The organism is Roseovarius sp. CH_XMU1461 (assembly GCF_037027165.1).
In the GTDB taxonomy this organism is placed as follows: Bacteria; Pseudomonadota; Alphaproteobacteria; order Rhodobacterales; family Rhodobacteraceae; genus Roseovarius; species Roseovarius nubinhibens.
This window is the reverse complement of sequence record NZ_JAYMDV010000002.1, coordinates 640,207-661,683: the sequence shown is the minus strand read 5'-3', so window position 1 is coordinate 661,683 and position 21,477 is coordinate 640,207. Positions and strand designations below refer to the sequence as shown.

At 63.3% G+C, this 21,477-nt stretch carries 18 protein-coding genes; 9 read left to right on the top strand and 9 right to left on the bottom strand.

Translation table 11 applies throughout. The features are described from left to right. Positions 1–36: 36 nt before the first annotated feature. Both WA237_RS08535 and WA237_RS08530 read right to left on the bottom strand, forming a co-directional pair. Positions 37–1,077, bottom strand: a complete 1,041-nt coding sequence (locus WA237_RS08535; protein WP_336097349.1) for a TRAP transporter substrate-binding protein — start codon at positions 1,075–1,077, stop codon at positions 37–39. A 51-nt stretch (positions 1,078–1,128) separates the two neighbouring features. Further along, positions 1,129–2,088, bottom strand: coding sequence for an SMP-30/gluconolactonase/LRE family protein (locus WA237_RS08530; RefSeq protein ID WP_336097348.1), 960 nt, complete (start codon positions 2,086–2,088; stop codon positions 1,129–1,131). 97 nt (positions 2,089–2,185) lie between these two features. Here WA237_RS08530 and WA237_RS08525 point away from each other — a divergent pair, with 97 nt between their 5' ends. Then, positions 2,186–3,115, top strand: coding sequence for a LysR family transcriptional regulator (locus WA237_RS08525; protein WP_336097347.1), 930 nt, complete (start codon positions 2,186–2,188; stop codon positions 3,113–3,115). Between the two features lie 213 nt (positions 3,116–3,328). On the opposite strand, the gene WA237_RS08520 is transcribed toward WA237_RS08525, so the two are convergent. From WA237_RS08520 to WA237_RS08510, 3 genes are all read right to left on the bottom strand, one after another. Then, positions 3,329–4,627: a TRAP transporter large permease gene (locus WA237_RS08520; protein WP_009815038.1), complete on the bottom strand. Its 1,299-nt coding sequence runs from the start codon at positions 4,625–4,627 to the stop codon at positions 3,329–3,331. Continuing rightward, positions 4,624–5,151, bottom strand: a complete 528-nt coding sequence (locus WA237_RS08515; RefSeq protein ID WP_009815039.1) for a TRAP transporter small permease subunit — start codon at positions 5,149–5,151, stop codon at positions 4,624–4,626. The genes WA237_RS08520 and WA237_RS08515 overlap by 4 nt, the downstream gene beginning before the upstream one ends. A 112-nt stretch (positions 5,152–5,263) precedes the next feature. Next, positions 5,264–6,235: a TRAP transporter substrate-binding protein gene (locus WA237_RS08510; protein WP_336097346.1), complete on the bottom strand. Its 972-nt coding sequence runs from the start codon at positions 6,233–6,235 to the stop codon at positions 5,264–5,266. A gap of 198 nt (positions 6,236–6,433) precedes the next feature. Between WA237_RS08510 and WA237_RS08505 the strand changes: the two genes are divergently transcribed. Continuing rightward, complete coding sequence (locus WA237_RS08505; protein ID WP_336097345.1) at positions 6,434–7,114, top strand: aspartate/glutamate racemase family protein; 681 nt, start codon at positions 6,434–6,436, stop codon at positions 7,112–7,114. A gap of 18 nt (positions 7,115–7,132) precedes the next feature. On the opposite strand, the gene WA237_RS08500 is transcribed toward WA237_RS08505, so the two are convergent. Then, on the bottom strand, positions 7,133–8,509 hold the full coding sequence (locus WA237_RS08500; RefSeq protein ID WP_336097344.1) for a M20/M25/M40 family metallo-hydrolase: 1,377 nt from the start codon (positions 8,507–8,509) through the stop codon (positions 7,133–7,135). A gap of 224 nt (positions 8,510–8,733) precedes the next feature. Here WA237_RS08500 and hemA point away from each other — a divergent pair, with 224 nt between their 5' ends. The 3 genes from hemA (at position 8,734) to ispG (ending at position 12,525) form a co-directional block, all read left to right on the top strand. Next, entirely contained in the window at positions 8,734–9,957 is a 1,224-nt protein-coding gene (hemA, locus tag WA237_RS08495; RefSeq protein ID WP_336097466.1) for a 5-aminolevulinate synthase, read from the top strand. Positions 9,958–10,072: 115 nt separating this feature from the next. Continuing rightward, positions 10,073–11,320 (top strand): helix-turn-helix domain-containing protein, encoded by a 1,248-nt coding sequence (locus WA237_RS08490; protein ID WP_442970251.1) that lies wholly within the window; start codon positions 10,073–10,075, stop codon positions 11,318–11,320. An 83-nt stretch (positions 11,321–11,403) separates the two neighbouring features. Further along, positions 11,404–12,525 (top strand): flavodoxin-dependent (E)-4-hydroxy-3-methylbut-2-enyl-diphosphate synthase, encoded by a 1,122-nt coding sequence (ispG, locus tag WA237_RS08485; protein WP_336097343.1) that lies wholly within the window; start codon positions 11,404–11,406, stop codon positions 12,523–12,525. 3 nt (positions 12,526–12,528) lie between these two features. Here ispG and WA237_RS08480 read toward each other — a convergent pair whose 3' ends face one another. Genes WA237_RS08480 through WA237_RS08470 form a run of 3 tightly spaced genes read right to left on the bottom strand, consistent with a single transcriptional unit; the run spans position 12,529 to position 15,121 of the window. Continuing rightward, the gene (locus WA237_RS08480; protein WP_336097342.1) at positions 12,529–13,044 is read right to left on the bottom strand and encodes a hypothetical protein; all 516 of its coding nucleotides are present in this window, start codon (positions 13,042–13,044) and stop codon (positions 12,529–12,531) included. Continuing rightward, positions 13,041–13,787 (bottom strand): DsbA family protein, encoded by a 747-nt coding sequence (locus WA237_RS08475; protein WP_336097341.1) that lies wholly within the window; start codon positions 13,785–13,787, stop codon positions 13,041–13,043. Before WA237_RS08475 ends, WA237_RS08480 begins: the two co-directional genes overlap by 4 nt. A gap of 5 nt (positions 13,788–13,792) precedes the next feature. Next, positions 13,793–15,121, bottom strand: a complete 1,329-nt coding sequence (locus WA237_RS08470; protein WP_336097340.1) for a M48 family metalloprotease — start codon at positions 15,119–15,121, stop codon at positions 13,793–13,795. 63 nt (positions 15,122–15,184) lie between these two features. On the opposite strand from WA237_RS08470, the gene WA237_RS08465 reads away from it, so the two are divergent. From WA237_RS08465 to speB, 4 genes are all read left to right on the top strand, one after another. After that, positions 15,185–16,327 carry a pyridoxal phosphate-dependent aminotransferase gene (locus tag WA237_RS08465; RefSeq protein ID WP_336097339.1) on the top strand — a complete coding sequence of 381 codons (1,143 nt, stop codon included), beginning with the start codon at positions 15,185–15,187 and terminating at the stop codon, positions 16,325–16,327. 227 nt (positions 16,328–16,554) lie between these two features. Beyond that, positions 16,555–17,781, top strand: a complete 1,227-nt coding sequence (locus WA237_RS08460) for an N-acetylmuramoyl-L-alanine amidase (RefSeq protein ID WP_336097338.1) — start codon at positions 16,555–16,557, stop codon at positions 17,779–17,781. A gap of 109 nt (positions 17,782–17,890) precedes the next feature. Continuing rightward, positions 17,891–20,416: a penicillin-binding protein 1A gene (locus tag WA237_RS08455; RefSeq protein ID WP_336097337.1), complete on the top strand. Its 2,526-nt coding sequence runs from the start codon at positions 17,891–17,893 to the stop codon at positions 20,414–20,416. A gap of 68 nt (positions 20,417–20,484) precedes the next feature. Continuing rightward, positions 20,485–21,444, top strand: coding sequence for an agmatinase (gene speB, locus WA237_RS08450; RefSeq protein WP_336097336.1), 960 nt, complete (start codon positions 20,485–20,487; stop codon positions 21,442–21,444). Positions 21,445–21,477 lie beyond the last annotated feature (33 nt).

Below are 21,477 nucleotides of genomic sequence, written 5' to 3'. Positions count from 1 at the left end.
TGTCGGGAGGTGGCGGTTGCGCGGGGGACGGGCAGGTTAGAAGCTGCCGGTGTCCTTGTAGGTCAGGGTCATGTCGACCCAGTCCTTGCCGCCGCCCACAAGTTCATAGAGCTGGGGCCAGGCGCCGCGGGCCTTTTCGGCCCAGACCTCTGGGTCCTGCAATTCGCAGAAGGTGATGCCGTGGTCTTCGGTCAGCGCCTTATGAACGCGGGCGTTGTTCTCGGCCACATAGGCGGCGTGAGAGACATCGACCTCGTCGGCGGATTTGAGCAGAACCGCCCGGTCTTCGGGCGAGAGGCTCTGCAGGAAGGGTTCGTTGATCACCACGACGGCTGCGAGCGGCAAATAGGTCGCCTCGGTGATGTATTTGATATGTTCATGGAACCCCATGTTCAGAATGACATCGGTCGGGCTGTCGAAACTGTCGACCACGCCGGTGGCGATGGCGCCAAAGGTTTCGCCCCAGGCGATGGGGTAGGTCGAGACGCCCCAGCTTTCCCACATGGCGGTCATCACCGGGTTTTTCGGCGCCCGGATCTTGCGCCCCTGCAGATCGTCGAGGCTGTCGATGCATTCATCCTTGGAAAAGAGGCTGCGGAAGGAATTGGTAAATCCGCCGATCACCTGCAGGCTGCCGCTTTCGGCGCGGACGCGCTTGTTCAACTCGTCCCTGTAAGGCCCGGCCCGCAACAGACCGCCGTCGCCAGTCAGATCCTCTGGGCCTGAGCTCATGTAAGGCAGAACCAGCACATTGAGAGAGGGTGCAAGCTGGGCCACGTTGTTCGAGGTGATCGCGCCCATCTGCACGGTGCCGAGCTGCACCTTTTGGGCGATGGCCTGTTCGGTGCCCATGACGCCGCCGTCGAGCACTTCGATCTTGATCTCGCCATTGGAATTGGCGGCGACCCTGTCGGCCAGTTGATGCGCGTAGACGCCATAGGTGTGATCGGCGGGGCAGCAATGCGCGAGGGTCAGGGTGACCCGGGGCTTGGCCTGGGCCGGGGTGGGGGATTGCGTCACCAGAAGTGTCAACGCAAAGGCCAGCAGGCCGCTTAGCCCGTGATGTCGTTTTGTCATGTTTTCCTCCTCTGATCGTCGTGTTGCGCCGGGTTTGTCCCGGCGGTCGTTTTATCCTTGGTCTCCTGTCGTTTTGAACCGCGGCTCCTCCAAGCCGCGGACCCCATGCGCCCTGAGCCCGGTGATCGCCAGCAGCGATCCCGCCAACGGCTCCCGGCGGCGTTGCGCCTCGCTCAGCATGAACGTGGCCGAGGTCACGTAGAGAATGTCGAGATCGGGGCCGCCAAAGCTGCACATGGTCGGGCAACTGATCGGCAGGTCGATCTTGTGCAACAGGCGGCCATCGGGGGCAAAGCGCGCCACCGCGCCGCCGCTGAACAGCGCGCCCCAATAGCAGCCGTCGGCATCCACCGTGGCGCCGTCGACCCGGCCCTCATAGGCGGTGGTGTCGAGGAAATCGCGACGGTTCGACAGCGCGCCTGAGGCGGGGTCGAGATCATATTGATAGGAGCGGTCAACGCGGCTGTCGGAGAAATACATCCGGTGCCCGTCTGGCGAAAAAGCGATGCCATTCGAGACGGTGAATTCGTCATCGACGCGGGTCCAGTGCCGGCCGGGTCCGAGGCGAAAGAGCGCGGCGTTGTTCCGCGCGAAATCCACATTCATCGTGCCGCACCAATAGCGGCCCTGCGCGTCCACCTTGCCATCATTGAGGCGGGTGTCGCTCTGATCGGGGTCCGGGTCGCCGATCCAATCCACCTCTGTGCGGTCGTCGTGCAGGGCAATCAGGCCGAAACCGCGAGCAAACCCCGCGATCAGGCGACCATCGTCGCAAAGCCCGATGGAGCCGATGACGTCGGGCACGTCCCAAGGCTGAAGATCGTGGCCCTCGGCATCGGCGGACCAGATCCGTTTTCCAAGGCAGTCGATCCACAGGAGCCGGGCGTTGCGCGCGTCCCAGATCGGGCACTCGCCAAGCAGGGCAGGGCCGGGCCAGATGCAGGCGATATGAACCCCATCACTCGGGGACAACGACGCGGGGGCGCCGTTGGTGTGGCTTTTGACAACCATGGCTCCCTCCTCCCTGGAACGCATGTTTCTTGCCAAAAGGCTAGCGCAAGGGTCTGGCGTGGCATAATGTATTTATTAAGTCAGGTAAGTTTAAAAAATGAAGATAACGCTTCGCCAGCTCAGCTATGTCATCGCCGCCTCTCGCCATGGCTCTATCAGCAAGGCGGCAGAGGAGATGAGCATTTCGACCTCCTCCATTCTGGCGGCGATCGATGCGTTCGAGCATGAGTTCAAGATCCAGCTGTTCGTGCGCCGCCGGTCCAAGGGGCTCAGCACCACCGAGGCGGGCCGGCGGGCCATAGCGCGCACCATTCAGCTGTTGGATGAGGCGGCGGCCTATGCCGAAGAGTTGCGCGGTTCCGACACCGAGCTGCGCGGCGAGCTGCAGGTCGGGGCGTTTACCTCGATCTCGCCCAGCATCGCGCCGCAGGTGATCCGCGATCTGCGCCAGAGCCATCCCGAGTTGACCGTGCATCTCAACGAGGGCGACATGATGTCGATCCAGCACAATCTGCGCGATGGCACGGTCGATGCGCTGGTGACCTATGATGCGGGGCTGTGGGAAGAGTTCGAGATGGAAACGCTGGCCAATGCGCCGCCGCATCTGGTCCTGGCCCAGAATGATCCTTTGGCGCAGAAATCGGTCGTGTCGTTGCGCGATCTGTCGGAGCGGACGCTGCTTTTGCTCAATCTGCCGCAATCGCGAAATTATGTGCGCGCACTCTTTGAGCAGGTGGGGGCCACGCCGGGCCCGATCCAGAAACTCGAATCCTTCGAGATGGTGCGCAGCGCCGCTGCCGCAGGGCTGGGCGTCGCCATTCTGAACATCCGCCCGCCCTATGACACGACCTATAGCGGGCTCAGCGTTACCTGTCGGCCCTTGGCCGAGAGTGAGCCAAGCCCGAATATCGTGCTGGCCACCCGGGCCGGAGGACGGATGAGCCGCCGGGCACGCGCCTTTGCAGATCAGTGCAAACGGTTCTTCGCGACCCCGGCGGCAGAGGATCTCTTTGTGCGCAAACCTTAGTCTTGGAAGAACGATGATCGCACTCGTTTAGGCCTTGCGTGAAGAGCGGAGGCGAGGCGACTATTATAGTTGGGAGTGACCCATCCTCAGTATCCATCGAGACAGCGATAACAATTTCCCTGCCTAGAGACTAGGTCACCCACCATTTCCTCACATGCGAAACAGTCGAGCGCAGCCAAAACCGGGCGCCAGCCTTGGCCAGCGCCCGATGGGTCATTTGCTCAGCACCTCGGGCAGCCATGTGGCGAGGCCGGGGACCATGACGAGGATCACCACAAAGACGCACATCACCAGGAACATCGGAAACGAGGCCTTGGAGATGAAACCCATGTCGCGGCCGGTCATGCCTTGGAGCACGAAGAGGTTGAACCCGATGGGCGGGGTGATCTGGGCCATTTCCACCACGATCATCAGGTAGACGCCGAACCAGAGCATATCGAAGCCCGCGGCGCGGACCATCGGCTCGATCACCGCCATGGTGAGCACGATCGAGCTCAGCCCGTCGAGGAAACAGCCCAGGATGATGTAGAAGACCGTCAGGATCGCGATGAGCGCCAGCGGCGAGAGCTTCCAGCCTTCGATGGTTTCGGCCAAGGCCCGGGGGATGCCGGTAAAGCCCATGGCGAGCGACAGAAAGCCTGCGCCCATCAGGATGAACATGATCATCGCGGTGGTGCGGACCGAGCCCATGATGCTGTCGGTAAAGCTCTGCCATGTCATGCTGCGCTGCGAGAGCGACAGAAGGATCGCGCCGAGCACGCCGAGCGCCGCCGCCTCGGTCGCGGTGGCGATGCCCGAATAGATCGAGCCGATCACGCCGATGATCAAGAGCAGCACCGGCGCCAGATCGAGCACCCGCCGCCCGAGATGCGAGACGTCGAGATCCTCCACCGGGTTAAAGCGCGCGCGGTTCAGCTTGGCCCAGATCACGATATAGATCATGAACATCAAGGCGAGGCAGAGCCCGGGGATCATCGCCGCCATGAAGAGCTTGGAGATGCTTTCATTGACGGTGACGCCAAAGATGATCATCGAGATCGACGGCGGGATCAAAAGGCCGAGCGTGCCCGCGCCCGAGAGCGTGCCGATGATCATATGTTCGGGGTAATTGCGCTGTTGGAGCTCGGGGATCGACATCTTGCCCACGGTGGCGACGGTGGCGGCACTCGAGCCTGAGATCGCGGCAAAGACCGCCGAGGCCCCTACGTTCACATGCAAGAGACCGCCGGGCAGGCGGCGCAGGAACGGGGCGAGGCCGCGAAAGAGCGTCTCGCTCAGCTTGGATCGGAAGAGGATTTCGCCCATCCAGATGAAAAGGGGCAGGGCGGTCAGGGTCCAAGAACTCTGTTCGCCCCAGATGGTAACCGCCATGCTGTCGCCGATGGGCGCCGAGGTAAAGAGCGCCATGCCAAGGATCGCGGTCAGCAGAAGCGCCGCGCCGACCCAGACGCCGATGCCGAGAAGCACGAAGAGCGTGCTGAGAAAGATGATGATGGATAGCGCTTCGCTCATATCTCGTTCGGTCCCTCATTGGCCATTTTGTCAGGATCAACCGAGGCGTAATCGAAGATTGCCTGCAACAGCGTATGCGCGACCGCGATGGCGAGAAGCCACGCGCCAAAGGCCACGGGCGTTTGCGGGATCCACAAGAGGATCGCGTCGGCACCTTCGCTGCGCTCGCCGAAATCGTAGCTGTCATAGGCGAGCCGCGCCATGTACCAGGCGAGGAAGAACGCCAGCCCGGTCATGATCGCGAGGCAGAGAATTTCGAGCCCGCGGCGGGTGGCCCCAATGGCGCGCTGAATGAGAAGCTGCACACGGATGTGGCCATCGCTGCGAAAGGTATGGGCGAGGGCGAGAAAAGTCGCGGTGGCCATGACATAGCCCGCCACATCGCTCGCGCCGCCGGAATAGAGGCCGAACATGCGCGCCACGATACTATAGAGCACGAGCGCACAAAGCAGCACGAGCGCCGCGCCCGCGACATAGGCCCCGAACCTGTAGATATGATCGAATAGTGCAGATATTCTGCGCATTTGGCCCCCCGTCATCCCATCGCCGTTTCTCGGCGTATTCTTCTGGTCGTACCAGACGTCACTTGTACTAAAGGCGGACGGCCCCCGGAAGGGACCGCCCGAAATGGTCTGCTTACTTCATGCCTTCATAGGCTTCGAGCACGGCACGGCCCTTGTCGCCGGCGCGCTCTTCCCAATCGGCACGGAGCTCTGCCCCGACCTTTTCAAAGGCCTCTTGGACCTCGGCGGGCAGGGTGCCCACTTTCATGCCGTTCTCGGTGAATTGCGAGACATACCAAGCGTCGAGCTCTTCGGCCTTGGACCAGCATTTTTCCTCGGCGGTCGCGGCGGCCTTGGTCACCGTTTCCTTGGTGGCGTCGTCGAGACCGTTCCAGGCCTTGCCATTGACGATCACCATGTTGCGCGGCAGCCAGGCCTTCACGTCATAGTAATAGCCCACATGTTCCCAGAGCTTGCGGTCATAGCCGGTGCTGCCCGAGGAAATCATCGACTGCGCGACGCCGGTGGCAAAGGCCTGGGCCAGCTCGGCGGCTTCGATCTTGGTCGGGACCATGCCGAGGCCCTCGGCCATTTTCGAGGTGGTGGCGTTATAGGCGCGGAACTTCAGACCCGAGAGCGCGTCGAGGCCGGTGGCCTCTTCGGCGGTGTAAAAGCCCTGTGGCGGCCAGGGGCAGGAATAGAGGAAATGCAACCGCGCCTCTTCCAGCGTCTCGACAAGGCTGGGTTTCGACGCATCATAGAGCTTGCGCGCGTCGGCAAAGCTCGAGGCGAGGAAGGGGATGCTGTCGACCTCATAGAGCGGGTCGTCATTGCCCAGCGCCGAAATCAGCCGTTCGCCGATCGGGGCCAGCCCCTTGCGCACCGCGCCAAAGATTTCCGAGCCGCCAAAGAGCGAGCCGCCGGGATGGGTGACGATCTCGAGCTCGGAATTGGCGGTGACCTCAGCGGCAAACTCGGCCGCAATCTCGGAATGGTAATTGGTCGCCGAATAGGCCAGCGCCATGTCCCATTTCTCGGCTTGGGCCGCGCTGGCGGCAAAGCTCAGCGAGACGGCGAGGGCGGAAAGGCCGGTGGTGATTTTCATGATGATTTTCCCTGTTACACATGACATCCTTGGCGGCGATCCCGGCCGTTTCGGAGGGAGAGCCGTAGAGACTTTTGCCGGGGGTGGGTTGCGCGGTCGGGCGATCCGACCCGGTCCTGCCCCGGGCACAGGCACCAGATTAGCCGGTTATCGCGGAATGGCAAATGCCCTCTGGGGCAAGAGAGGGATGAGGCGGAAATGCTGGGAATTCTGGCGCTCGACACGCGGTTCGAGCGGATCGTCGGCGATACGGGCAATGCCGCGAGTTATCCCTTTCCGGTGCGCATCCATGTGGTGGAGGGGGCCGATAGCCCGCTCATCGTGCGCGATGGCGCACCTGACGCGGCGCTGGTGGCGCGGTTCATTGCGGCGGCGCAGGCGCTCGAGGCGGAAGGCGCGCGGGCGATCATTTCCACCTGTGGGTTTTTGGTGAGCGTGCAGAACGAGATTGCTTCTGCTGTGAACGTGCCGGTGATGCTCTCGGCGCTGTCGCTCTATCCGCTGGTGGCGACGAGCGGCAAAGGCCGGGTGGCGATCCTCACCGCCTCGCGCGCAGCGCTTGGGCCCCGCGCCATGGCGGCGGCGGGCATCGATCCTGCGCGGGTGGTGGTGATGGGATGCGAGGATATTTCCAGCTTTGCCGAGAGTTTTCTGGCCCCGCAGGCGGCACAGGCGACACGGCTGGATCGAGAGTGCCTCGAGCAGGACTTGGTTGATAAATCACAAGAAACCCTGCGAGGATCGCCCGATATTGGCGCCATATTGTTGGAATGTGGAAATTTGCCGCCCTATGCGCAGGCCATTGCCCGGGCCACCGGCCGGCCTGTGTTTCACATGCTCGACGCGGCGGCGCTGTTGATGCGGGCGCAAGGGCAATAGCCCCTGCGCCCAACGTCGTTATTTCGACAAGGCGTCGAGAACGCGGGCCCAGCTGCGCATGCCCTTGTGGAAGCTCTCGACATTGTATTTCTCGTTCGGGCTGTGGATGGCGTCATCTTCCTGGGCAAAGCCGATGAGCATCGCGTCGAGTCCGAGGATGTCCTTGAAAAAGCCCGCGATCGGGATCGAACCGCCCATGCCGCTGAACACCGCCTCGCGGTCCCATTCTTCTGACAGCGCGCCGCGTGCCTTTTCGAACTCGGGCCGCGCGATGTTCATCACCGCCGCCTTGGAGCCGTCGAGGTCATTGTTCCACACGACCCGGGCATCGACCGGCAATTGCGCCTCGACATGGGCGCGCAGATTGCGGCGCAGCGCCTCGGGCTCCATGTCGCCGACGAGGCGGCAGGTGAGCTTGCAATGTGCCTCGGCGGGGATCACGGTCTTGGAGCCTGCGCCCTGATAGCCGCCCCAGATGCCGTTAATCTCGAGCGTGGGGCGGGCCCATTGCTGCACCAGCGTCGAATAGCCCTCTTCGCCATGGGGCCGGGTGTAGCCCACGGAGTTGAGATAGGCCGCCTCGTCAAAGCCGCAGTTTTCCCATTGCCGCAGGATTTCGTCGGGGACTTCCTGGACGCCGTCGTAAAAGCCCTCGACCGCGACGCGGCCAGTGTCGTCATGGAATGACGCGATGACCTGACCCAGCACCTTGAGAGGGTTGAGGCCGGGGCCGCCGTAATGGCCCGAATGCAGGTCAATGCGCGGGCCGTGAATGGTGAACTCATCCTTGAGCATGCCGCGCAGCTGCGACGCGATGGAGGGCACGCCCGGCGCGACCATGGAGGTGTCGCAGATCAGCGCGAGATCGGCGGAAAGCTCGGCCGCGTTCTCCTTCATGAAGGGAATGAGCGAGGGCGAGCCGCTTTCCTCTTCGCCTTCAAAGAAGAAGGTGATTTTGCAGGGCAGGGACCCGTGCACCGATTTATAGGCGCGGCAAGCCTCGACAAAGGTCATGAGCTGGCCCTTATCATCCGACGCCCCGCGGCCCCGGATTACCGGGCCTTGATCGGTGTCCTCGATCTGGGGATCAAAGGGATCGCTGTTCCACAGCTCGAGCGGATCGACCGGCTGCACATCGTAATGCCCGTAGAACAGAAGATGTGGCCCCGGCCCGTCGATATGGCCCACCACCATCGGATGACCCGGCGTGGGGCGCTTTTCGGCCTCGACGCCAAAGGATTTGAGATCGGCCACCAGCCAATCTGCGGCGGCGTCGCAATTCGCTTTATAGGCCGGATCGGTCGAGATGGATTGAATGCGCAGCACCTCTTTCAGCCGGTCCAGCGCGGCGGGCAGGGCGTCGTCGATATGTGACAGGACGGGCTCGAGGGCCATGGGAACACTCCTTCTTTGTCCGGTTTCGCGCGGAAGGTAACAGCATCGCGTCCACTGTCCAGCAGAAGCCGTGCGCGGGCCCGCCGGGGGCGCGGCACCCGGTCGCGGGGCAGTCTGAGGTGTTGCGATATGTGCTTTTCGGTTATATTCAACCGCGAAGATATGTTCCGGGGAATGCCCCGGCCGGGCCAAGGGTCCGCGTGAAGACCGAGGAGAACCCCCAGGTGAATTACGACGCGAAACTGGATCAGGCCATCGCCCGTCTCCACGAGGAAGGCCGGTATCGGACGTTCATTGATATTGAACGGCACAAGGGTCACTTTCCGCATGCCACCTGGAAACGCCCCGATGGCACGGACCAGCCGATCACCGTCTGGTGCGGCAATGATTATCTTGGCATGGGCCAGCATCCTGCGGTGCTCGAGGCTATGCACGAGGCGATTGACGCCACTGGCGCGGGCTCGGGCGGGACGCGCAACATTTCAGGCACCACGGTCTATCACAAGGCGCTCGAGGCCGAGCTGGCCGATCTGCATGGCAAGGAAGCGGCGCTTCTCTTCACCAGCGCCTATATCGCCAATGACGCGACATTGAGCACGCTGCCCAAATTGTTCCCAGGCATGATCATCTATTCCGACGCGCTCAACCATGCGTCGATGATCGAAGGCGTGCGCCGCAATGGCGGGGCAAAGCGGATTTTCCGGCACAATGACCTCGACCATCTGCGCGAGCTGCTCGAGGCGGATGATCCGGCGGCCCCCAAGGTGATCGCCTTTGAATCGATCTATTCGATGGACGGCGATTTCGGCCCGATCGAGGCGATCTGCGATCTTGCCGACGAGTTCGGCGCGCTGACCTATATCGACGAGGTCCACGCGGTCGGCATGTATGGCCCGCGCGGCGCCGGTGTGGCGGAACGTGACCGTCTCATGCATCGGCTCGACATCATCAACGGCACCCTGGCCAAAGCCTATGGCGTGATGGGCGGCTATATCGCGGCCAGCGCGAAAATGTGCGACGCCATAAGGTCTTATGCGCCGGGCTTCATCTTTACCACGTCGCTGTCACCGGCGGTGGCGGCGGGGGCTGCGGCCTCGGTGCGCCACCTCAAGACGGACCAGAGCCTGCGCGATCAGCAGCAGACCCAGGCGCGCATTCTCAAGATGCGGCTCAAGGGGCTTGGCCTGCCGCTCATCGATCACGGCAGCCATATCGTGCCGGTCATGGTGGGCGATCCCGTCCACACCAAGATCATCAGCGATATGCTGCTCGAGCGGCATGGCATTTACGTGCAGCCGATCAATTTCCCAACCGTGCCGCGCGGCACCGAGCGCCTTCGTTTCACGCCCTCGCCGGTCCACGGCCCCGAAGATATTGATCGGGTCGTTAAGGCGATGGATGAGCTTTGGAATCATTGTGCGCTAAATCGTGCCGATATTTCCGCCTGATCGCCACATTACTGCAATCTTCCTTGCAGTATGATAGCCTTTGTTAAAAGAACATGAGCATGATCCGAATCGGGACGTTCGGGTCATAGTTCAAGTACGATGAAGGGCAGGCTTTATGATTTTGCGTCGAGGAACGCGCGCTAAGCAGCAGGACGAGCAGGTACCGAACGGATTTGATTCTTTCGAACTGCGTCTTGGTGATATGATGCGCGGCGAGCGTGCCACGCTCGGGAAATCCCTTCTCGATGTCGAACGCGAACTGCGGATCAAAGCCAGCTTTATCGCCGCGATCGAAAACTGCGACCCCGATGCCTTTGATACGCCGGGCTTTATTCCCGGCTATGTGCGCTCTTATGCGCGCTATCTCCGGATGGATCCGGATCAGGCCTTTGCCGGGTTCTGCGCCGAAAGCGGATTTTCGACGGCCCATGGCATGTCCTCGGCCGCCTCGTCCAAACGCCAGGAAGAGGCACCGCGCCAGACCCGCGCCAAGCGCGGTCTCGACGATCCTCTGATGACCCCCTCAACCCCCTTTGTGCCCGCCGCCGAGAGCATGTTCTCGCGGATCGAACCCGGTGCGATCGGCTCGCTCATCGTGCTGGCCGCGCTGATCGGTGGCATTGGCTATGGCGGTTGGGCGGTGCTCAATCAGGTGCAGCAGGTGCAGGTGGCGCCGGTGGAAAACACCCCCGATGTGCTTGCCGATCTCGACCCGCTGAGCGGTGTGTCCGGGGCGGGCACCGATGTGGCGCAGGCCGGCACCGGCCAGTTTGCCGCGCCGCAAGAGGATGCGCTTGACCGGCTCTACCGGCCCGAGGCGCTCGATGTGCCGGTGCTGGTGGCCCGTGATGCGCCGATTTCGACGCTGAGCCCGACGCAGGTCGGCACCATCCGCCCAACCATCGACCGCAGCAGCCAGCCGCAATTTGCCACGGCCCAAGGTCCGCAGACGACCGGCGGCATCGACGGTGCGCTGACCCAGGCCATGTCGCCACAGGTTCTGGCCGCGCCGGAGCCCGGTGTGCAGATGGTCGCCGTGCGCCCGGCCTGGGTGCGGGTTCGCGCCGCCGATGGCAGCGTGATCTACGAGACGATCATGAACGCGGGCGACACCTATAACGTGCCGGTGATGGAAGCCGCGCCGAGCCTTCGGGTCGGCGAAAGCGGCGCGATCTATTTCCGCGTCAACGGGCAACATTACGGCCCCGTCGGCCCGCGCGGCTCGGTCACCGCCAATCTGGCGCTCGACGCAGAGGCGCTGGCCGAGACCTATGCCGTCGCCGATCTGACGCAGGACGCGGACCTCAAGCGCTACGTGGCCGAGCTCAGCCAGCCCACCACGCAAGAGCAGCCCGCCCAATAAGCCCGCATCGCAGACAGTCGGTTGCCTGACCGGGGCACAGCCCGTATGTAGGGCGTGAACCGCTTTGACAGAGGCCGCCGCCGATGACCCATAATCCGATCCGCCCCTGGCGCAATATCGAGCGCCGCAAATCCCGTCAGATCCATGTGGGTTCTGTGCCGGTGGGGGGCGACGCGCCGATCTCGGTTCAGACCATGACCAACACGGTCACCACTGACATCAAGGGCACCATCGCGCAGGTCACCGCCGCCGCAGAGGCGGGGGCGGATATCGTGCGCGTCTCGGTCCCGGACGAGGCCTCGGCCAAGGCGCTCAAGGAGATCGTGCGCGAAAGCCCGGTGCCCATCGTGGCCGACATCCATTTCCACTATCGGCGCGGCATCGAGGCGGCCGAGGCGGGCGCGGCCTGTCTGCGCATCAACCCGGGCAATATCGGCGATGAAAAACGCGTGCGCGAGGTGATCGCAGCGGCGCGGGATCATGGCTGTTCGATGCGGATCGGGGTCAATGCCGGCAGTCTCGAAAAGCACCTGCTCGAGAAATATGGCGAGCCCTGCCCAGAGGCGATGGTCGAAAGCGGGCTCGAACATATCCGCATCCTCGAGGACAATGATTTCCACGAGTTCAAGATTTCGGTCAAAGCTTCGGACGTGTTCCTCGCCGCCGCCGCCTATCAGCAATTGGCCGAGGCCACGGATGCGCCCATCCATCTCGGGATCACCGAGGCAGGCGGGCTCACCTCCGGCACGATCAAGAGCGCGATCGGCATGGGCAATCTGCTCTGGATGGGGATCGGCGACACGATCCGGGTGAGCCTGTCGGCCGATCCGGTGGAAGAGGTGAAGGTCGGCTATGAGATCCTCAAGAGCCTCGGGCTGCGTCATCGCGGCGTCAACATCATCTCTTGCCCGTCCTGCGCCCGGCAAGGGTTCGATGTGATCAAGACCGTCGAGGCGCTGGAGTCGCGGCTCGAACATATCAAGACCCCGATGAGCCTCTCGATCATCGGCTGCGTGGTGAACGGGCCGGGCGAGGCGCTGATGACCGATGTCGGCTTTACCGGCGGCGGGGCCGGGTCGGGCATGGTCTATCTGGCGGGCAAGGCGAGCCACAAGATGTCCAATGATCAGATGATCGACCATATCGTCGAAGAGGTGGAAAAGCGCGCCGCCACCATCGAGGCCGAGGCGCAGGCAGCCGAGTAAGCCCTAGCGCGACAGGTATTTTTCCAAGACAATCGCGGGCATCGCACCGCGCAGCATCATGTCGGGCAGCACATAGCTCGGCACGGTGTCGAGCTCGAGCGCGCGGGCGATGTTGGCATGCGCGGACATGTCGAGGACCCGCACCTGCCAGCCGGTCGCCTCCGCCAGATCGCGCAGCTCGGCTAAGGCTTGCGCGCAGTCCTCACAGCCGTCACGGGTCAGAAAGGCGATGCTGCGCGCCGGCGCATCCGGGCCAAAGAGCGTGGCGCTATGGGTCGCGATCTGCGCCAGATCATCGCTCACCGCATCGGCATAGAGATCGACAGCGGGCGGCGGCGCATCTGGCAAAAGATCACGGGGCAGGGAGAGCAGAACCTCGCGGATTTCGGAACGCAATATGGCGCGCTCCGTCCCGCTCAGCTCGGAAAACCGGGTGTCGCCCGAGGCCGCAAGCTCCGGGGTGACACACAGGCCCGCTGCCAAGAGCGGGCCTGCGAGATGGTCTGAACGGCGGCTCACTCCTTGCGGAGCTCGGCCACGATCTGTTCCATGCCTTCGAGCGGAACATAGCCGCGCACCATCTGATCGCCCATCACGAAGGTCGGCGTGCCGGTGATCTGCAGCGCACCTGCGAGCGCGTGGTTCTGGGCGATGGCCTCAGAAATCTCGTCATCCTCCATCCGCGCGGCAATGGCATCGGCATCGAGACCGAAGGAGGTGGCGATACGCTTGAGCGCCGCCTCGGTGACGTCGCCGTTGAACGCCATGAGCGCGTCATGCAGGCTCTCATAGGCCTCGTCGCCGGCCTCGAGCTTGGTCGCGATGGCAAAGCGCGAGGCCATGACAGAGGCTTCGCCCAGGATCGGGAACTCTTTGACAATAAAGCGGATATTGCCATCCGTTTCGAGCAGCTCCTTGACCTCGCCAAAGGCGCGTTTGCAATAGCCGCAGCGGTAATCGAGAAACTCGACGATGGTGATGTCGCCTTCGGGATTGCCGCCGACCCATGAGTGGTCGTCGTTGAAAATCGCGTCGCTGTTGCGGCTGACCATCTCCTGATCGGCGCTGACCTGATCCTGTTGCTGGCGCTGTTCGAGAACGGCGACCGCCTCCATGATCACTTCGGGGTTTTCCAACAGGTAGTTGCGGATTTCGTCATGCAGCGCGCTGCGTTCGGCATCGGTCATCGACCCGAGATCGAGGGCTGCCGCAGGCAGCGCCAGGGTGAGCGCGAGCGCGGTCGAGGTGAGAAAACGGGTCATCAACTTTATTTCCTTTTACGTTGAGCGGCCTTGGCCGCAGAGAGCACATCCTGAGCGCGTTGCCAACCGGCGGAGCCGCGCGGCAAAAGGTCCGAGGCGCGCCCGGCGTGAAGCCCGGCATCCGCCATCCGCCCCTGCAGCGCATAGCGTTCGGCCGTGACCAGCGAGGCCATGCCGCGATTGCCGGATTTGGCATAGGCGACGCCGAGATCGCGCATCACGCGAATATCGCCGACGTCGCGGGACCGTGCCTTGGTGAGAATTTGCAGGGCCTTGTCATTTTGCCCTTGCGCCAGCAGCGCCCGACCGTATGAGCCGAGGATCAGCGCATCATTTGGGGCGGCGTTGACCGCGCGGGCATAGCTGTTGGCGGCCTCGGCAAAGCGGCGGTTCTCCATCAGGATCTGACCGCGCAGCTCGAGGTAATAGGGATCGTTGCGCCGGATCGCGAGCGCCCCGTCGATCGAGCGCAGCGCTCGATCCATCCGCGACTGGCGGTGATGGGCGGCGGCCTCGCGCATGAGTTTCACATCTTGAAAGCCGCTTTCACCGGCGCGGGTGAGCGTCCATTTCGGCGAGAGTTTGAAGGCCGAAAGCTTGCCCTTGGCGCGGGCGAACCAATAGTCGGCATTGGGCGATTTGGCCCCCGGACGGGCATTGGCATCGGCGAGGCTCTTGACCGCGCGGTAGCGGTCCGAGGACATCGGATGCGAGCGCGAATAGGGGTCCTGGCGGCTTTCGCTGAGCACTTCCTGGCCGCGAAAAATCTCCATCACCTCCACCGCGCCCTGCGGGTCGATCCCGGCGCGCAGCAGATAGCGCACGCTGGCACTGTCGGCCGAGCTTTCTTCGGCGCGGGTGTGCACGAAGAAAAGCCGCAGCGCGGTGTTGGTGGCGCCCACGGCGCCTGCCGCCGCCACCTGTCCGTTGCCCGAAATCGCGCCTGCCGCCGCGGCAAGCGCCACGCCGATCCCCGCCGCAGTGCGCGCGTTGCGCATATTGACGGGGCGGCGCACCAGATGGCCGCTGGCGATATGGGCCGCCTCATGGGCAATCACCGCCTGCAGCATTTCCGGCGTGCGCATTTTGAGCAAAAGCCCGGAATGGATAAAGATATGATCCTGATCCACTACGAAAGCGTTAAGATTGCGGTCGTCAATCACCAGGATCCTGACCCGCGCGGGGCTCAGCCCGGCGGCCTGCAGCACCGGCGTGGCGAGCTGTTTCAGCGCATGTTCGATATCGGGGTCGCGCAACAGCGTCAGCGCCCGGGCCGGGGAGGTCATCCCGAGGCCAAGAATGAGGATCGCTGCAAAAAGTCGTACAAGTTGCATTGACGGCAACCCCTTAACCAAGTGAATGGGCTGGGTGACTGTGCAACAATGTGAGAGAAACCCATGCGGAACTCAACCCGATCCCAGGTCGATCCCTTTATTGTGATGGATGTCATGGAGGCCGCCCGCCGGGCCGAGGCCGAGGGGCGTCACATCATCCATATGGAAGTGGGTCAGCCGGGCACGCCCGCGCCTGAGGGCGCGCGCGCGGCGCTGGCGCAAGCGATGGAGGGGGACGCGATGGGCTATACCGTGGCGCTCGGCCTGCCGGCGCTGCGCGAACGGATCGCGGGGCTCTATAAGTCGTGGTACGGGCTCGATATTTCGCCCGAGCGGGTGGTTGTGACGTCGGGTTCTTCGGGGGCGTTCATCCTCGCCTTTACGGCGCTGTTCGATGCCGGCGACCGGGTGGGGATCGGCATGCCGGGCTATCCCTCCTACAGGCAGATTCTCAAGGCACTCGACCTGGTCCCGGTAGAGATCGAGACGAAAGCGGAAAACCGCCTGCAGCCGGTGGCGCAGGACCTGGAAGGTCATGATTTGCAAGGGCTTATGGTGGCGAGCCCGGCGAATCCGTCGGGCACGATGCTGGACCATGCGGCGCTTGCGGAGTTGATCGAAGCGGCGCGGGCGCAGGGGGCGAGCTTTATCAGCGACGAGATCTATCACGGGATCGAATATGACAGCAAAGCGGTGAGCGCGCTGGAGATCTCGGACGAGGTCTATGTGATCAATTCCTTCTCGAAATATTTCTCGATGACGGGCTGGCGTGTGGGCTGGATGGTGGTGCCGCAAGATCATGTGCGCACGCTTGAACGGCTGGCGCAAAATCTCTTCATCTGCCCGCCCCATGCGAGCCAGGTGGCGGCCTTGGCGGCGATGGGATGTGACGAGGAATTGCAAGCGAATCTAGAGGTTTACAAGGTGAACCGACAGTTGATGATCGACGGCTTGCCGAAGGCAGGGTTCGACCGGATCGCGCCGCCGGACGGGGCGTTTTACGTCTATGCGGATGTCTCGCATCTGACCGAGGATTCGCGGGCTTTTGCGGCGGAAATCCTTGAAAAAGCAGGGGTTGCGGTGACGCCGGGGCTCGATTTCGATCCCAAGCGCGGCCATGGCACGATCCGGTTTTCCTATGCGCGGGCGACCGAGGATATCCGCGAAGGGCTGCGCCGGTTGGCGGCGTTCATGGCGGCGCGATAGGCCGGGATTTGGCGGCAAATGCCACGTCGGTATCGCGTCGGTAAAACGACAGCAAAGCGACAGTGCGCAAAATCGCGTCTCCCGACAGGGGACGAGAGGGCGTTGCGGCCTCTCGTCTTGGGGCGCACGGTTTGCTATAGCTTTGGCAACCAAAAGATAATCGAGCTGCCCCAATGATCCGATCTTTGCCCAGATTGATTCTCTGCGCCGCTTTGGCCGCAGGTCCGATGTCATGGTCGCCCCTGCAAGCGCAAGAGCAGACTCAGACCCAGAGCCAGAGCCAAGCACCGGCCCCCGCCGCGCTCAGCGGTCTGGCGCGGTTCGATCCGGAGACGAGCCGGGTGGCCGACACAAATGGCGGGGTGCAGGTCGATCTCGATCTGAGCCAAGGCGTGCCTTACCGCGCCTATACGCTCGACGCGCCCAAACGGCTCGTCCTCGATTTCCGCGAAGTGGATTTCAGCACGCTGAGCGCCACGCGGCTCTTGCAGGGCGACAAGGTGCTGGCGGTGCGGGCGGGCAAGATCCGTCCCGGCTGGTCGCGGATGGTGCTCGACCTCAACGCGCCCTTGGTGCTGCGCAGCGCCAATATGGCGATTGACCGGGCGACGGGACGGGCGGCGCTGTCGCTCTGGCTCGAGGACACCGACGCAGACGAGTTTGCGGCCAACGCCGGTGTGCCCGATATTGCCGGCTGGGCACCGCCGAAGCCGGGCGAGGGCAAACCGCCAGTGGCCCGCGACCCGCATGGGCCGCTGCGGGTGATGCTCGATCCCGGTCATGGCGGCATCGATCCCGGGGCCGAGGCCGATGGCGCGGTGGAAAAAGAGCTCATGCTGAGCTTTGCGCGGCAGCTCAAGGAGGTTCTGCTGCGGGGCGGCGATGTCGAGGTCATGCTCACCCGTGAGGATGATCATTTCGTCTCGCTCGAGCGGCGGGTCGCCATCGCCCATGAGCGCAAGGCCGATATTTTCATCTCGCTCCATGCCGATGCGCTGAGCGAGGGGGGCGCGCGAGGGGCCACGGTCTATACGCTCGACCCCGATGCCAGCGACGCGGCGAGCCGGGCCCTGGCCGAACGTCATGAGCGCGACGATCTTCTGTCCGGCGTCGATCTCAGCCAGAGCGACGATGTGGTGGCGGATGTTCTGATGGATCTGGCGCGGCTCGAATCAAGACCCCGCTCGGACCTTCTGGCGCGGGCCATCGTGCTGGCCTTGCGCGAAGAGCAGTTGCCGGTGAACAATCACGCGCTGCGCGCGGCGGGGTTTTCGGTGCTGAAATCGCCCGATATTCCCTCGGTCCTGCTCGAGCTTGGGTTTCTGTCGTCCGAGAGCGATCGCGGCAATCTTCTGGACGAGGAGTGGCGCAACCATATGGCGGTGGCGGTGGCGGATGCGATCCGCGCCTGGGCCATTGCCGACGAGGCGGCGGCCGAATTGGTGCGCCAGTGAGTTTTGTCACGGCGTGGCGGCGGGTTTTGGCCCAGCGTCACGGCGGGGATGTTTTGACGCCGGGCGCGGCGATGCCTATATGGGCAGGTGAATTGATGCGGGGGCCGCAGTGCTAAGAGCCATTCTTTCGTTTTTCGGTACGATCTTTACCCTCCTGACCATGGGGGTGATGTTGATTGCGGTCAGTCTTGGCGCGGTTTTCTATATCTATGGCAAGGACTTGCCGAGCCATGAGAGCCTCGCCAATTACACGCCGCCGACGATCAGCCGAATCTTTTCGACCGAAGGCCGTATCATCGACGAATTTTCCCGCGAGCGGCGGCTTTTCACCCCGGCGGATGAAATCCCCGAGCTGGTGAAACAGGCGTTCATCAGCGCCGAGGACAAGAATTTCTATTCCCATGGCGGCTATGACGCGGGCGGCATCGCCGCCGCCGCCTATGAGGCGGTGCGGTCGCGGGGCGAAAACGTGCGCGGCGCCTCGACCATCACCCAGCAGGTGATGAAGAACTTCCTTCTGTCGGGCGACCGCAAGCTTGAGCGCAAGATCAAGGAGATCATCCTCGCCACACGGATCGAAGAGACGCTCGACAAGGAAAAGATCCTCGAGCTCTATCTCAACGAGATTTTCCTCGGTCAGAACAGCTATGGCGTGGCGGCGGCGGCGCAGACCTATTTCAACAAGACCCTGTCGCAGCTTGCCCCGCATGAGGCGGCGTTCCTCGCCTCGCTGCCCAAGGCACCGTCGGATTTCCATCCGGTGCGGCGCAAGGACCGTCTCTTGCAGCGGCGCAACTATGTGCTGCGCGAGATGCGCGAGAACGGCTTTATCACCGAGGCCGCCTATGAGACGGAGGTCGATGAGCCGCTGCGCTCGGTGCAGAACGGCGATTACGAGCCCTTTGCCAAGGCGCTGCCGCCGCGCGATTACTTTACCGATGAAATCCGCCGTCAGCTCAGCCGGGATTTCGGCGAGGCCGAGTTCTTTACCGGCGGTCTGAGCGTGCGCGCCACGCTCGACCCGGAATTGCAGGTGGTGGCGGCCAGAGCGCTGCAGGGCAAGCTCGAGGAATATGACCGGGGCATCGGCCGCTGGCGTGGCACGGGCAAGAGCATTCCGGCCGAGGTGGCCACGGATGACGCGGCCTGGCGCGAGGCGCTGGGCAATGTGAGCGTCGCGCGCGATATCGATCTCGACGGGCCATGGTATCCGGCGGTGGTGCGCAAGATCGAGGATCAGCAGATGACCCTCGGCATCGAAGGCACCATCAACGACGCGGAACCGCCGGTGGTGCCGCGCAAGGATATTTCCTGGCTGCGGGGCGATTTCGCCGCGAATTTCGAAGTGGGCGACGTGGTGCATGTGCGCCGCATGACCGAAGGCAGCAATGGCGAGGGCGCGTTCATCCGCTGGACCCTGCGGCAGGTGCCGGAAGTACAGGGCGGGTTCATGGCGATGGACGTGAACACCGGGCGGGTGATCTCGATGCAGGGCGGGTTCTCCTATCAGAACTCGGTCTTCAACCGCGCCACCCAGGCCAAGCGTCAGCCGGGCTCGAGCTTCAAGCCCTTCGTCTATGCCGCCGCCCTCGACAGCGGCTATACCCCCGCGACGATCATCGTCGACGCGCCCATCGAGATCAACACGCCGCAGGGCCTCTGGCGGCCGCGCAACTCGTCCAACAAATTCTATGGGCCGACGCCGCTGCGCACCGGGATCGAACAGTCGCGGAACCTGATGACCATCCGTCTCGCGCAAGAGGTGGGCATGGATGTGGTGGCGTCCTATGCCGAACGCTTTGGCGTCTATGAGGACATGAGCCCGTTTCTCGCCAACTCGCTCGGCTCGGAAGAGACGACGCTCTATAACATGGTGGCGGCCTATGCGATGTTCGCCAATGGCGGCGAGCGGGTCGAGCCGACGCTGGTCGACCGGGTGCAGGACCGCTATGGCCGCACGGTCTATCGCCACGATCCGCGGACCTGTGTCGATTGCACCGATCCCGGCATCCCCGAGAGCCGTGGCCCGCGCATCGTGTCGGACCGCGAACGGGTGATGGATGCGATCACCGCCTATCAGCTCACCTCGATGATGCGCGGCGTGGTCGAACGCGGCACCGCCAGCAACCACGTCAAGCTCAGCGTGCCGGTGGCCGGCAAGACCGGCACCACCAATGACGCGCGCGACGTGTGGTTCGTGGGCTTTACCAGTAATATCGTGGCGGGCTGCTACATCGGCTTTGACCAGCCCCGGAGCCTCGGTCGTGGCGCCTATGGCGCGGGCATGTGCGGGCCGGTGTTCACCGAGTATATGCGCAAGGCGACGGCGAAATATGGCGGCGGCGAATTCAAAGTGCCGCCGGGCGGGTTCTTCATGAAGATCGACCGTTTCACCGGGGCGCGGCTGTCGGATGATGCGAGCGGGCCCAATGTGGTGGCCGAGTATTTCCGCGAGGGCGAAGAGCCGATCTTTGGCATCGCCTTTGACGGGGGCTTTGCCATGGGCAATGACCTCGAACTCTTTGCCACCGGCGAGCGGGACACGATCCGCGAAGTCACCACCTCGGACGGTCAGACCGGCAAGGTCGGCAAGAAAGCCACCTTTGGCTCGATCTCGTCCGGCGGGCTCTACTGATCGCGATTGCCAAATCGGCCCGGCCCTGATTACCCTGACCCGATGCGTCGCAAGAGGGAGGGCTGGGCATGAGCGGACATGGCTATGAGAGCGGGCGGTTGAACCTGCCGTTTGTGGGGATTTCGACCTTTGGCAAATCGCCTTATCAGCCCGATTGGGACGCGATAGAGGCCGATGTCGCCATCCTTGGCGCGCCGTTCGATTTCGGCACCCAGTGGCGGTCCGGGGCACGGTTCGGGCCGCGCGGCATCCGCGAGGCCTCGACGCTGTTCTCCTTTGGTCATGGCGGTGCTTATGACCACGAGGATGACATCACCTATCTGCCCGCCGACAAGGTGCGGATGGTCGATCTCGGTGACGCCGATATCATCCACACCGACACCGAACAGAGCCATGCCAATATCGAATTTGGCGTGCGCAAGATCCTCGCAGCCGGAGCGCTGCCGGTGGTGCTCGGTGGCGATCACTCGATCAACATCCCCTGTATCAACGCCTTTGAGGGCCAGGAGCCGATCCATATCGTGCAGATCGACGCCCATCTCGATTTCGTCGATGAGCGCCACGGCGTCCGCCATGGTCATGGCAACCCGATGCGCCGCGCGGCGGAAAAGCCCTATGTCACCGGGCTGAGCCAGATCGGCATCCGCAACGTGAGCTCGACCGCCAAGGAGGGCTATGACGATGCCCGCGCCATGGGCTCGGATATCCTGTCGGTGCGCCAGTTCCGCAAGCTGGGCGTCGACGCCGTGCTCGACCGGATCCCCGAGGGCGTGCGCTATTACGTGACCATCGACATCGACGGATTTGATCCGTCGATTGCGCCGGGCACCGGCACGCCGAGCCATGGCGGATTTCTCTATTACGAGGTGCTGGAACTGCTGGACGGGCTGGCGCGGCGCGGCGATGTGGTGGGGATGGATCTGGTCGAAGTGGCCCCCGATTACGACCAGTCCGGCAGCACGACGATCCTCGCGGCGCAGATCCTGATGAACGCCATTGGAAGGGTCTTGCACCACCGGGCGGGGTAGCCGCAGAGCGCTGAGAGAGGCCTGAGGGGTTTA